Source organism: Enterococcus sp. DIV1307a, from assembly GCF_050537425.1.
Taxonomy (GTDB): Bacteria; Bacillota; Bacilli; order Lactobacillales; family Enterococcaceae; genus Enterococcus; species Enterococcus faecalis.
This window is the reverse complement of sequence record NZ_CP172914.1, coordinates 1,572,769-1,586,999: the sequence shown is the minus strand read 5'-3', so window position 1 is coordinate 1,586,999 and position 14,231 is coordinate 1,572,769. Positions and strand designations below refer to the sequence as shown.

The following is a 14,231-nucleotide window of genomic DNA, read 5'->3' as shown; positions in this document are numbered from 1 at the left end:
ACACCTCTAAATTTTTTTTTCAAATTTGCTCTTTTTAAGAAAACTCACAATTATAGTCCAACATTAAGTTTAGCCATATATTTTTGTTGAATAAATTCTGTAAGCTCATGCCAACTTTCTTCATTTTCAATGGAATCTAAGTAGAAAATATCTTGATTAGAAGTAGCTTTTTCGAAGGAATCTGTGATGATGATATCCGCATTTGTGAAGTCTTCGGTAATAGAGATTGCGTTTGTATTATATAAGGAGGATAACCGTGTTTTAATAAAATAACTTGCATAAAAATCTTTGATAATTTGTAAATAGATTCTCACTTGTACTTTTTTTTCGGACACAGACAATGTGTAAAGCAGTTGACTGAGTAACTCTAAATGCGTTTCTTGGTGAACTAATTTTGCCACCGTTCCTTTTATTCGATTAAAGTATGCCACATCTGACGGAGTACAAATTTCTGGCTGCGGTAAATAAAGTGTTAAAAAAGTATAATAATTGCCCTCCGTTAAAAAGTACCAAGCATTAAAAATAGAAAGATAGTAAACGTATTGATAATCATGCTGATTTGTCAGTAAGTAGGCTACTTGCTTAAACAATTTTTTTGATAAAACACAATAAGGATGGTTAGATTCTATAAATAATTTTTCTATTTGTTTCGTTTGCTTTTCCGAAAAGATATAAGGAATAAAAATGCGAGATAAAAAATTAAAGTATAAAATTTCAGTTTTTCTTGTTTCGCATTGAATGTCAGCGAAGGAGTGTTCAAGAAAAAATAAAGTCACATGACTGTATTGATTGATCAGAATAAAAAAAGAATGCAGGTTTTTAGAGTGCGGCATCTTTAAGAAGTTTTGTGCACTTGTTCTAGTTTTAAATATCGCATATAAAATATAAAACGCTCTTTTCTTCATTCGGACATTTTTATAGGATCGTTCAAGAAGTTCATCGGGTAGACTTTTTTTTATTTCTTCAAGACTTATTTTAGAGAAAGGCCAAGCCAATTCTTGAAAGGAATCTTGTAGGAAAATGAAAGAAAACACTCGAATCGATAATTCATTGCCAGTTAATTGATAAATACCCTTAATACTAACGATTACTATATCAAAAATTTTAAAAAAGTTATTCAGTTGTTTCGTGATTTTTACCAGATAATGTTCAGAAATATATAAAACTTTAATTAATTCGTTTTTATCAATGGAAGAATGTGTGACCAATTGTACGCAATAATTAAATTGTACATTGTTTTTTAAAAGATTGAGTTTTAACGTGTAGGCGTATTCGACCGCGCTTTTTCGGTACGCTGGATTTACACAAACAATGCCATTATTGTTAGAGACAATAAAATGTTGGATTTGATAAGTATCCTCGAATTCTTGATTTATTTTTATCAGATTTTCCTTGACCGTTCTTTTTGAAATTTTTAAATTGGAAGAAATTTCATTTAATGACGTATGAGCTCGCTTCACTATATAAAATAAAATTTCTAGCTCATTCGTTAGGTAGGATGGAAACATGTTATGGACCTCCAAAAGTAAAATTTAGGTTCATTGTAGTCTACTTTCTTTAAATTTTTGTATTGATATGTTAACACAAGCGCAATAAGAAGCGGCCATCACAATTAATGTACAGCCTTATACATTAATTGTGTGTGGCAAAGCAATTTCAATGTTGATAAGCTAGCAGTAGTTAGAATAATTATTATTTAGTTTCTAATTCCAAAAAAGGTCAAGGTGAGTAAGCAATGAAAAAAATCAACGAACAATTAAAAATGAAAATGCCAACCTACAAAAGAAAAAAAAGCATTGCTTATTTCTTTTACTCTTGTCTACTATTGGTAACGATTTCTTGTTTTTTGAGCGTGCATTTTCAAGAATGTGAGGCAGCTTCACTCTATCAAGCGGGAGGGATAGCCATTGATTTGAGAACTGATTTACCTTATGGAATGGAGATAAGCCATGACGATGGTGGTGGTCCTGATGGATCATTTGGAGGAAAATTACACGTAAAATTATACGGAACAGTGGACACTTCTCATACACAAAAAATTACTGCTCTTGCTTTCGATACCGATGGGATGCAATATGGTCTGATGTTTCATTTGCCAGAAAATATAAGTGCAGATAATTTTAAAGCGGCTTATGACAAGGCTTATGCGGATAATCCAGAAAATTTTTATTCAATTAGTGGACAAAAAAATACACGAATATCAATCATCAACACAAAAGGAATGCGGACGTTTAACGGTTTTTCAGAAGATGGTTCACCAGGGTGGGGTGATCCCGAACAAGACTATAGTGGGATTGATACTGAGCATCAGGTGATGTTTTGTGAACGTGGAGATTCTATTGATTTGTCTCTTGGAAAAATTTATGACATTTGGAGTAATGAACCTGATAAAACTAAAATAACATTTGAGCTTCATTTTGATTTAGATGTGGCAACTTTGATGAAAGATGGCGATTCGAAGGATTATTCCCTCAATAAAAGTTTAACGAAACATCGCTTACCTGTATCAAATGTTTTGTCGGATGGTGATGAGAGTGATCAATTTTCGTTATCGGCAGATTTTTTTGGCCGGACGTATGAATTGGGTAGATTTTCAGATACAACGAATACAGTTAATCATAATATGGTAACGGCTAGTGCAGACATGTGGTTACGTGCGACAAGTTTAGCGGCAGCAGCAAAGCAAGATCCAAATAATTTGAATCATCAAATTATCACTGGAATCACTGGGAAAGTGGCTACTTGGTCTTCTTATATCTCGCCATGGGATAGCGGCGATAAAGACAATCCATTATCCAATTACAATACCCAAGATGCCTCTAAATATCCTGAAATACCTGAAAGCGAAACGATGTTACCAGGGGATTTTTTATCACCAAAGTTTACGATGAACCAAAGACAAGACAATCCGCTTAATTGGACAGATGGGTATGTTGCTCAACGGTTTGCGCGTGTAGTTAATTTTCATACTCACACAGTTGATCCTAAGGCCAATGTGAATGTCTCTTCACAACAACAAAACGGGTTAACAACCTATTTATTTAGTGGCAAAGATGGTTGTGGGCTGCCGTTAGTCAACCCGCCAGGAACGGATTCTTCAGAGCCCACAGATAAAACATATATGCGCGTCACAACAGATCCATACCAAGTGCCAAGTTTAGAAAAGGCAGCTTTTGTTAAAGGTCAAACAACATTTCACCCGCAACAAAAGATACCAGTAGAACTAACCGTTAAGGCTCCGACAACTAGAAAAGTTCAGATTGAAGAAAAAGTTTCAGGTGCTGCCCAAACTGATTTTCATAAAATTGGGGAGCAAGATTTAAAAAATTTACCAGTCACAGATGATTGCGTTAGTTTTAACTGTTTAGCAGATGCTTTACCAACTTCAGGAGATTACACATTAACGTTTAGAATTCTTGATGTTGATGATACATCTAAAAGCTACTCAAATGAGAAAAGTTTAACTGTACACATTGATCAAGCGCAAATTAAAGTTAAATCTCAAGATACGGTTTATCAATATACTCAATGGCAACCAGAAAGTGAAGTGACTAGCCTACAAACACCAGATGGTAAAAAAGGTGATTTTCGAGACGTAAGTGTCACCATATATAAACTGGACGGAGAGCAAAAGGTCCCAGTAGATGCGGTGGATACAAAAGTGGTTGGTAAATATGAAATTGATTATAACTACCTAGGATTAGAGGCGCAGACTGCACTAGAAGTCATTCCCTCTTCAGCTCATATTGGTGCACATAACGGCAGCTTTTCTGTGGGAACGCCCTTCGATCCAAAACGTCTTTTTGATAGTGCAACAGATAATGATGGGCGGTCCATTCCTTATAGTAAGATAACGATTCGCTATACGCCTAAGCAGGTAAACGATGAAGTAGCGGGCATCTATAGAATTACTTATGATATCTCTAAAATAGTAGGTTTTAGTAAAAGTGTTACTGTTGATTGGACCTACTATTACTCTAATCGTCTAGACTTTTATCACTTATCTGAACAACTAATGCCTTTTGAGAACGTAAAATTTAATGGCCAAGATCAAACACAGACATTAAAAAGTTGTGAGATGAACATTGAAGATACGGGGGATCCTAATCGGACAACTGGCTGGCAGCTTGAAGTAGCCTATAATTTAAATGATCAGAAAACACAAGCGTGGAAAGACGCAGGGCTTGATCTCACGCTAAATCCAAAGTCAGTCGATTATGTAACAACTGAGCAAAATATTATGGTTAACGATGAGCAACAATTAGTAGCTGATGTAAGTAACCAATCTATCAAAAATAAAAAAGTTTTGACGAAATTACAATTATTGCCCACATTAACTATTTCAAAAGTCACACCTGCTGATAAATATGAAGCTCAGTTAATTTGGAACTTAGAAGCAACACCGTAAGGGAAGAGGGAATAGCTGTGAAATGGTTTATCTATGATTTATTGTTTGTTGCCTTTATTCTCGGTTTGCCAATTCAAGCACAAGCTGAAGACAAGACAGCTGACGCACAAGCTGGCACAAAAGTCATGGTAATAGTGAAAGAGAGTGAGGATATTGTTCCACATCCCAATGAGCTTATACCGCAGACTAACGATATGCCAACTTCACGAGGACAACCTAATTTTTTACCAAAAACAAACGAGATTACGTCTCAAGAGACGATTTTAGGAATCGTGGTACTCGGAGGTACATTAATCGTCGGACTTTATAAAGAAAAGAGGAAAAATAATGAATAAAAAAATAATTGGTTTAACTGTCACTTTAGGAACGGGAATCTTTTTAATTGGACAACAAACTGTGAATGCGGCTGATAATACCAATACCACAGCGAATGTGTCGGTTTTGGGTGGCGGATTAACCATTACACCATTAGCACAAATTAACTTTGGGACGGTGACAAAAGACGGCCAAGATCATACGCAACCAGATCAAAGCAAGTCGCAACTTATCATTAATGATAATCGTGGGACAACGAATACAGGTTGGTATCTGACAGCGAATTTAGAAGATAAAGGAAAAGGTGTCACTGGCTTAGACGGAATGACACTTCATTTAGACACTAAAAAACCTGACGGATCTTCTGAAAAAGGTACCTTTACGGGCGTTGATTTAACCACAGATGCTTCAACCATTATTTCGCTAGATAAAAGTGATATCCGTTTATCAGACACTGTCACGACAGCCGATTTAAATGCAACGTTAAATATACCTAAAAGTATTGCTGCAAATACCTACTCTGGAACCATCGTCTGGAATGCCATCGATGGAGCACCCGCCTAAGAATTTAACATAAAACGATGTAAGAAAACGAGGCAGATAAATTGAAAAGAATTTTAAAGATACTTTTTATATTGACTATTCTCTGTTCAGGTGGAGCGATGCGTGCCTGGGCAGAGCCGTCTAATACCAATAGTTCAGCAACAATTGACAATGCGAATGCGTATACAGTCACACCCGTTTTCGGAGCAACTCAAAATAACAAAACCAGTAATTTTTTTGATATGACATTAACTCCGAAACAAAAAGATACATTCAAATTAACGATAACCAATACTACGCCGAAGCCTCAAAAATTTAAAGTTCAGGTAAATACAGCAACAACAAATAGTAATGGGATAGTTGACTATACAAAAAGTAGCTTTGAAAAAGATCCATCGATGAGTTTGGTACTTAGTGATTTGATTAGTCCCAATAGGAAAGACATTAGTGTCCCCGGTAAACAATCACAAACGATTGATTTTCAAATAACGATGCCAGAAAATTTATTCTCAGGAATTTTATTAGGTGGAGTGACGATTCGACCTGTAGAGATAGCTGGGGACCAGAGCAAGGGTGGGATTCAAAATGTTTATATGCATACGATTGCTATTCGGGTGAATGAAACAGCAGAGACCATACCTGCAAAATTGGAAAGTGGTTCTGTTAAAATTGGGCAAATTAACCGCCACAATACTGTTTCGATGGAAATTAAAAATCCACAGCGGAAGTTATTGTCAAAAGTCGAAGGAGATTTTTTTGTTAAAGAAAAAGGAACAAACAAAACGATCATTCACGAAAAGAAAAATAATCTGAGTTTTGCACCAAACACAAGGTTTGACCTGCCTATTTTACTGAAAGATTCGTTTAAACCTGGAGACTATACCTATACCATTAAGTTGAAAAACCATGAGGGGAGCTGGACGTTCTCAAAAGATTTCACGATAAACAAAAAGCAAGCTGATCAGTATAATAAGCGTTCTGTTGATCATAAAGTCAAAAACCTTCACTGGCTTAAGTACCTCATGGCCTTTTTAATTCTAGTTATTTTAGGTACCGTCTGCTATATCTTGGGAAAAAAGAAGGGAAAAATGAAGTTGTAAAACCTGCCTTTAAAATAGTTGACAATTATGCAGAAAAAATCATGCCAGTATGAATTATCTATGACATAAGGGAAGAATAGCTGTCTAGCAAGGATAAATTGTCAAATTAACGTTAATTTACGCAAGTCATTGGTGTTCCTTATTTTGGAAAGTAGTATTATACTATTATTGTTCAATTATTCACAATAGAAACAAGGAGGAAAGAACCATGTATAAAGCAATTGTCGCAGCAAAAGGAAAAACAACAAAAATTGTTGAAAAAGAATCGCGTCCATTGAAAGATAATGAAGCGCGGTTGAAAATGGAAGTCTGTGGTGTCTGTCATACGGATTTACACGTTAAGAATGCAGATTTTGGCGATGTTAGCGGTTGTACCTTAGGTCACGAAGGAATTGGGATTGTGACGGAGGTTGGAAAAGACGTTACTAGTTTAAAGATTGGTGATCGTGCATCTGTTGCATGGTTTTATGAAGGCTGCGGGCATTGCGAATATTGTACTTCTGGTCGAGAAACGCTTTGTCGTTCAGTAAAAAATGCTGGATATACAGTTGATGGTGCCATGGCCGAAGAATGCATCGTCACAGACGGTTATGCAGTGAAAGTGCCAGAAAATTTAGCATCAGAGCCAGCTTCCTCTATTACTTGTGCAGGGGTAACAACCTACAAAGCAATAAAAGAATCTGGGATTCGTCCAGGTCAATGGCTAATGATTTCAGGATTAGGTGGGCTAGGTAATCTAGCTTTACAATATGCCAAGCATGTCTTTAATGCAAAAGTAGTAGCTGTTGATGTGAATGATAATCAGTTAGCTTTTGCGAAAGAAATGGGTGCGGATCTTTTAATTAATCCAGTTAAAGATCCTGATTTTGCTGCACAACTTCAAAAAGAAATTGGAGGTGTCCATGCAGCAGTAGTTACTGCGGTAGCTAAATCAGCATTTAATGGCGCAGTCGATGCAGTCCGTGCGGGAGGAACGGTTGTCGCCGTTGGATTGCCTGTTGAGACAATGGATTTATCTATTCCACGTCTTGTTCTTGATGGCATTCACGTAGTCGGATCGTTAGTTGGAACCCGTCAAGATTTAAGCGAAGCTTTCCAATTCGGTGCAGAAGGAAAAGTTGTTCCTGTTTGTCAAACACGTCAACCAGAAGAAATTAATGCTATTTTTGAAGAAATGGAACAAGGAAAAATTCGCGGGCGCATGGTCATTGATTTTCGCAGTTAATTTAGTTTTTTAGTGATTCGTTGATTTAATCTGAAAACCATGAAAGGATGGATGGAATGTTTGCGAATCTTACTCTCCGTGAGAGACGACTGCTTAAACAAGCACAAGTGGGAGCCACAATTAGCTTTATTCTTTTGTTTTTACCAATTCTGACAATCAGTCTTTTGCATACCAGTGATTTATTAGCAAAATGGCTAGGTATAGTTGGGGTAATTATGGTTTTACCATTGTTGTATTTTGCGTGGCAGATTTTAAAGATAGCCTATAAAGATCAAAAAGATAATCCAACGCCTCCTTTGTGGGTTCCGAAAGTTTATGGGATTGGGCTTTCGATCAATCCCTATCACCGGTTTGGAAAGTTAATTTTTATATTGCTAGCGGTACTGATAGTTGGCATCATCATTAGTTTGCTTTTCACACCAGCAAGTCAAATCAATCACTAAAAACAATTATTAAACACCCTCTTGCTGAGCAGGAGGGTGTTGATTATTTTTAAATAGACTAAAGTTGAGTAACAGGTATTAGATTTTTGAAAAAAGTCTTTCTTTTTCTGATGTAGATATTTTCGCAATAAAATCATCATTATAAGTGAATTAACAGGTTTATCAAGGGTTAATACTCGTTAATGGTGGCTGCTATAATTAACCGTTGACAAACACAAAAAAACCATCATACGATAATTATGTTATTAAAAAAGTGAAAAATTGGTAGTCAACAAATGAAAACGAATTCATAGAGAAATTGTGATTCTGTACTAAAATTTTTATATAAGATGAAAATAGATTGTTTTCATTTAATATTTTATTGAAAGGATGTGTTTATGAAGGGATTACTGAAACTGACTTTCTAACAGTCTCAGTAAACTAAGAAAATCGTTATGACTTTTCATCTGGATAAAACTTTGTTGGGTTTTGGATTTTGTGAGTAATTGTGTCGGAACTATTCTATGGGGAGCAATTTTAAGGAGGAAAAAATGAACAAAGAGTATCAGGGTAAAAAAATTTACGGTAAAAAGCACTGGTTGACATTTTTATTAGTGAGTTCGTCTGTATTGGCGTTCCATTCGTTTGTTACGATGGATTCTCAAGTGGTTGATGCGCAAGAGCAAACAGCAAAAGAAGACGTAGCTGATTCAGCAACGTCAGTCGGAGCAATTGTGTCGATTGAAAAAGCGGAGAAAAACTTTGTCATTACGTATGCTTCTGGCAAAAAAGCACAAATTAGTATTTTAAACGACCATCTTTTTCGCTATCATCTAGATCAAACTGGTAAATTTGAAGAATATCCAACGCCAAATGATCCAAAGCATGTTGCGAAAATTACGGCTAAAACAATGGCCGACTATGGCACACAAGCCTTTGAGCAAACGAACGTCACAGATTCAGGAAACCAATTTACTCTAGAAAATAATGGTTTAAAAATTATATTCGAAAAAGAAAGCGCTTTAATGAGGGTTCTAGACAAGAAAAAGAATCAAGTCATTTTAGAAGAAACCGCTCCGCTATCCTTTAAAAATGATAAAGCTACACAAACGTTAAAACAAAGTAGTCAAGAAAATTATTTTGGCGGAGGAACTCAAAATGGTCGATTTACGCATAAAGGAACAGCTATCCAGATTGTCAATACGAACAATTGGGTAGATGGCGGAGTAGCATCGCCTAACCCATTTTATTGGTCAACTGCAGGGTATGGCGTTGTTCGAAATACATGGAAACCTGGCAACTATGATTTTGGAAGTCATGATCCACAAACAACCACAACAACGCACGAAGGAACAGATTTTGATGCTTTTTATTTCTTTAATGATTCCTCAGCAGGTATTTTAAAAGATTACTATGAATTAACCGGGAAACCAGCTTTGATGCCAGAATACGGGTTCTATGAAGCGCATTTAAACGCGTATAATCGGGACTATTGGGTGAAAGTAGCAGAAGGAACCGCGGGAGCAGTTAAGTTTGAAGATGGTAATTTTTACAAAGAATACCAACCAGGCGATTTAGGAAACTTAAATGGCACGTTAGAATCTTTAAATGGAGAAAAAGAGAATTATCAATTTTCTGCACGTGCAGTCATTGATCGGTATAAGAAAAACGATATGCCATTAGGGTGGTTCTTGCCAAATGACGGCTACGGTGCTGGCTATGGCCAAACAGATTCATTGGACGGCGATGTACAAAACTTAAAAGAATTTACTGATTATGCTCAAGCCAATGGTGTTGAAGTGGGGCTGTGGACCCAATCTAATCTCCATCCAGCGGATCCTAAAAATCCTAAAAAAGGAGAACGGGATATTGCGAAAGAAGTTAGTGTCGCTGGTGTTAAAGCTCTCAAAACTGACGTGGCGTGGGTCGGGTATGGGTATTCCTTTGGCTTAAATGGTGTAGAAGATGCCGCGAATGTTTTTGTAAAAGAAACAGACGGCGCAGTTCGTCCGATGATTGTTTCATTAGATGGTTGGGCCGGAACCCAACGGCACGCTGGTATTTGGACAGGCGATCAAACGGGTGGTCAATGGGAATATATTCGCTTCCATATCCCAACATATATCGGGACTTCGTTGTCTGGACAACCAAATGTCGGTTCAGATATGGATGGAATTTTTGGTGGAAAAAATAAAGAGGTCAACATACGTGATTTCCAATGGAAAACTTTTACACCAGTGCAGCTAAATATGGACGGCTGGGGCTCCAATCCAAAAACGCCATTTGCTTTTGATCAAGAAGCCACAGATTTGAACCGAGCGTATCTAAAATTAAAATCAATGATGATGCCTTATAACTACAGTATTGCCAAGGAATCAGTTGATGGACTACCAATGGTACGGGCCATGGCTTTAGAATTTCCTAATGAAGGAACAGCATATACAAAAGATTCTCAATACCAATATATGTGGGGACCCAATTTACTCGTTGCCCCAATTTATAATGGCAATCAAGATGAGGCAGGAAATTCAATCCGTGATGGAATCTACTTACCAGATGAAAAACAAGTCTGGGTTGACTTATTTACAGGCGAAAAATATCAAGGTGGCCGTGTCTTAAATGGAGTAAAAACACCGCTGTGGAAGGTGCCCGTTTTCGTCAAAGATGGCAGTATTATCCCAATGACAAATCCAAACAACAATCCAAAGGAAATCCAACGGGATCAACGATCTTTCTTGATTTATCCAAATGGCGCCACTTCTTTTAATATGTATGAAGATGACGGAATTTCAACTAGTTATGAAGCTGGGCAATCAGCTACGACTAAAATAAATAGTCAAGGCCCTAAATCAAACGAAAAAGGGGATCTGACCGTTACTATCGAACCGACAAAAGGAAGTTACAAAGGCTTTGTTGATGAACGAAGCACCACGCTTGATTTGCTAGCTTCAGAAGCGCCCGAAAGCGTAACAGCAATGGGGGGGGGAACAGAAGTAACCTTGAAACAAGCAGCTAATAAAGAAGAATTTTTAGCTGGCACAAATCTATATTATTTTGATAAAGAATTCCAAGTGAATCAGTATCTTTCTGAAGCTTCAGGAGAAAAACTGAACCAATCAGCGTTATCAGTAAAACTAGCGAAACAATCTGTGACCGCCAAAGATGTTCAAATAACTGTCAAAGGTTTCATTAATAAAGGAACGGTTGATGGAGGAAATACAACGGTCGATGACCAGTTAACTATTCCGGCAAATGTCGCAATCAATGAAGAAAAAACAACGCCATCTTCTTTGACTCTTCAATGGGATCAAGTAACTGAGGCAACAAGCTATGAAGTAGAGCGTGACGGGACTGTTTTCGGAAATATTCAAACGAATACAGCAACATTTGATGGATTTTCCTTCCTAAGCGAACATACTTTTCGAGTTCGAGCTGTTGGAAAAAACGGGGTCTCTGAATGGAGTGAACCGATTAAAGGAAAAACACAAGATGATCCCTATAAAGAAACAATTAATCAAGTCAAAGCAACAAGTAATTTACCAGAACAACCAGGCGCAGAATTGAAGAAATTAACAGATAAAGATTTAAGTACAGGCTGGCATACGAACTGGTCAACCGGTATCGCTAATCCAAGTGATGGGAATTTCTTGACTTTAAAATTTGATCTTGGTGCGGAGTATCAAATGGATAAAATTGAATACTTGCCAAGAGACAATGCCGGCAACGGAAATATTTTGCAACTCCAGTATCGGACGTCGAAAGATGGAGCTAATTGGACAGAGTTTTCAGAACCTATTAACTGGAAGCAAGATGCTTTGACAAAAACCATTGAAACGAAGGACCAAGCGTATCGTTTTGTTGAAATGAAGGTATTAAAATCGGTGGGTAATTTTGGCTCTGGTCGTGAGATGCTCTTTTACAAACAACCAGGAACAGAAGGAATCTTACATGGAGACATTACTAACGATGGAACGATTGATGAAAATGATGCAATGAGTTATCGAAACTATACAGGCTTAGAATCGGTGGACAGTGACTTTAATGGCTATGTTGAAAAAGGCGATTTAAATAAAAATGGGGTAATTGATGCTTATGATATCAGTTATGTTTTACGACAATTAGATGGTGGGATTGAGATACCTGATGTCGAAGAAATTGCGGGCGGTTTATCCCTTGCTGTGGTTAATGAAAATGGCAAGGATACCTATCTTCCTGGCGATACATTAACCTTTACACTTAAAGGTCAAGACTTAAAAAACATTAATGCGTTAAGCACAAAAATGTCCTTTGATTCTAGCAAATTTGAACTTGTCGGTCAGCCTGCAACCACGAATAATACAAAACAAATGGAAAATTATTCTAAATATCGGAAACATTCAAATGATGTGGAGAATCTATATTTAGTTCTTAGTAATCAAGGAAATAAACAATTGTTAAATGGTTCAATGGACTTAGTTACCTTTAAAGTTAAAGTAAAAGAAACAACTCGCGTAAAACGTGCGACAACTGTTGAGCAGCCATTACAATTTGATATGAGTCAAGGCTTATTAGTAGGCCAAGGATTCCAACAAGCCACACTTTCAGATTTTTCTGTAACAGTGAAGCCCACAGAGCTAGTAGATAAAGAGTTATTACAAGCGCTAATTACGCTAAATCAAGCACGTGTCGAAAAAGAATATACGCCTGAAACTTGGGCAATCTTTAAACCAATCTTAGATGAGGCAGTAGCTGTTCTAGCCAATGAGCAAGCCACACAGACAGACGTTTCTGCTGCTGTGGAAAATCTAGAAAAGGCTGTAGAACAGTTGGAAAAAATGCCTGATGTAGCGAATAAAGCTGATTTAGAAAAAGCAATTCAAGAGGGGCTGGCGAAAAAACCAAGTGATGGGCAAGAATTCACCGAAGAAACTAAAAAAGTTCTCGAAGAGTCATTAGCAGCAGCTCAAAAAGTATTTGCTCAAGAAAAAGTTACCCAAGAAGAAATAGACCAAGCGACTAAAACATTGCGTGAAGCAATTGCACAATTAAAAGAACAACCCGTCGCCGTTGATAAGGAAACCTTAAAAGAGAAAATCGCTCAAGCCCGAGGAAGAAAGCCGGAAGAAGGATACCAATTTACAAAAGAAACAGAAAAACAATTGCAAGAAGCAATTCAAGCGGCTGAAGCAATCGTAGCGAAAGAAACGGCGACAAAAGAAGAAGTCTCAGCGGCTCTAAACGCATTGGAAACTGCAATGGCTCAATTAAAAGAAGTACCCCTTGTAAATAAAGATCAATTACAAGAAGTTGTCAAACGAGCGCAGCAAGTCACTCCAAGTGAAGGGCACCAATTTACTGCCTCCTCGTTACAAGATTTACAAAAAGCGCTTTTAGCAGCTAAAAACACATTGGAAAACCCAGCAGCTAATCAAAAAATGATTGATGAAGCGGTTGCTGAATTAACTAGTGCCATCGATGGGTTACAAGAAGAAGCGTTAGTTACAGATAAAAAAGCCTTAGAGGCAATGATAGCCAAAGCAAAAGCAATCAAACCATCTGCCGGAAAAGAATTTACCAGCGAGTCTAAAGCGCGCTTAACTGAAGCAATTGACCAAGCGGAAGGGATTTTAGCTGATAAAAATGCTCGGCAAGAACAAATTGATACTGCTGAAAAAAATGTAAAAACTGCTTTGGATAGTTTAGAGGAACAAGTCCTTCAAACGGATAAAACAAAGTTGAAAGAACTGCTTCAAAAAGCAGAAACATTGAAAACTAAAGCAGGAAAACAATTTACAAAAGCATCGCAAGAAGCTTTAGCTGAAGCAATTAAACAAGCAAAAGCACTTGTTGAGGACCCAAGTGCGACGCAAGAAGCTGTGGACAAATGTTTAAGTATTTTAGCACAAGCCATTGAAGCAATGGCAGAAGAGCCAATCAGTAGCAACTCTACAGGCAACAATGGAAATCATGGCAGGGTTAGCGGGACTGGTAGCGTAACCAGCACAGGAAAGGGCACAGCAACAGGTGGAACGACAACGAAAACCAGCACTTCTGGCACTTTGCCAAAAGCAAATGAAGTTGTTTCGCCAATCTGGTCAATCAGTGGTTTTCTATTGATAGTAAGTATTGGTTTAGGAAAATTATTCTTCAAAAATAAAAAAGACCAAAATTAGCGTATCATTAACTTACAAGGCGCATTTGTACAAAAACAGTGTGCAAATGCGCAAGTAAGTAATAGG

At 37.2% G+C, this 14,231-nt stretch carries 8 protein-coding genes; 7 read left to right on the top strand and 1 reads right to left on the bottom strand.

Annotated elements, in window-relative coordinates; all coding sequences use genetic code 11:
* Nucleotides 1-50 precede the first annotated feature (50 nt).
* Nucleotides 51-1,508, bottom strand: a complete 1,458-nt coding sequence (locus IGL90_RS07690; protein ID WP_002394536.1) for a helix-turn-helix domain-containing protein — start codon at nt 1,506-1,508, stop codon at nt 51-53.
* A gap of 227 nt (nt 1,509-1,735) precedes the next feature.
* Here IGL90_RS07690 and IGL90_RS07685 point away from each other — a divergent pair, with 227 nt between their 5' ends.
* From IGL90_RS07685 to IGL90_RS07655, 7 genes are all read left to right on the top strand, one after another.
* Nucleotides 1,736-4,408 carry a bacterial Ig-like domain-containing protein gene (locus IGL90_RS07685; RefSeq protein WP_048737285.1) on the top strand — a complete coding sequence of 891 codons (2,673 nt, stop codon included), beginning with the start codon at nt 1,736-1,738 and terminating at the stop codon, nt 4,406-4,408.
* A complete protein-coding gene (locus IGL90_RS07680) occupies nt 4,384-4,743 on the top strand; it encodes a hypothetical protein (RefSeq protein ID WP_002379536.1) in 360 nt (119 codons plus the stop codon). The genes IGL90_RS07685 and IGL90_RS07680 overlap by 25 nt, the downstream gene beginning before the upstream one ends.
* Complete coding sequence (locus IGL90_RS07675; protein WP_002357217.1) at nt 4,736-5,287, top strand: hypothetical protein; 552 nt, start codon at nt 4,736-4,738, stop codon at nt 5,285-5,287. Before IGL90_RS07680 ends, IGL90_RS07675 begins: the two co-directional genes overlap by 8 nt.
* A 98-nt stretch (nt 5,288-5,385) precedes the next feature.
* On the top strand, nt 5,386-6,366 hold the full coding sequence (locus IGL90_RS07670; RefSeq protein ID WP_048737283.1) for a DUF916 and DUF3324 domain-containing protein: 981 nt from the start codon (nt 5,386-5,388) through the stop codon (nt 6,364-6,366).
* Nucleotides 6,367-6,574: 208 nt separating this feature from the next.
* Complete coding sequence (gene adhP, locus IGL90_RS07665) at nt 6,575-7,591, top strand: alcohol dehydrogenase AdhP (RefSeq protein ID WP_010817394.1); 1,017 nt, start codon at nt 6,575-6,577, stop codon at nt 7,589-7,591.
* A 47-nt stretch (nt 7,592-7,638) separates the two neighbouring features.
* Entirely contained in the window at nt 7,639-8,034 is a 396-nt protein-coding gene (locus tag IGL90_RS07660) for a hypothetical protein (protein ID WP_048737281.1), read from the top strand.
* A gap of 503 nt (nt 8,035-8,537) precedes the next feature.
* On the top strand, nt 8,538-14,165 hold the full coding sequence (locus IGL90_RS07655; RefSeq protein WP_048737280.1) for a TIM-barrel domain-containing protein: 5,628 nt from the start codon (nt 8,538-8,540) through the stop codon (nt 14,163-14,165).
* The last annotated feature ends 66 nt before the right edge of the window (nt 14,166-14,231 follow it).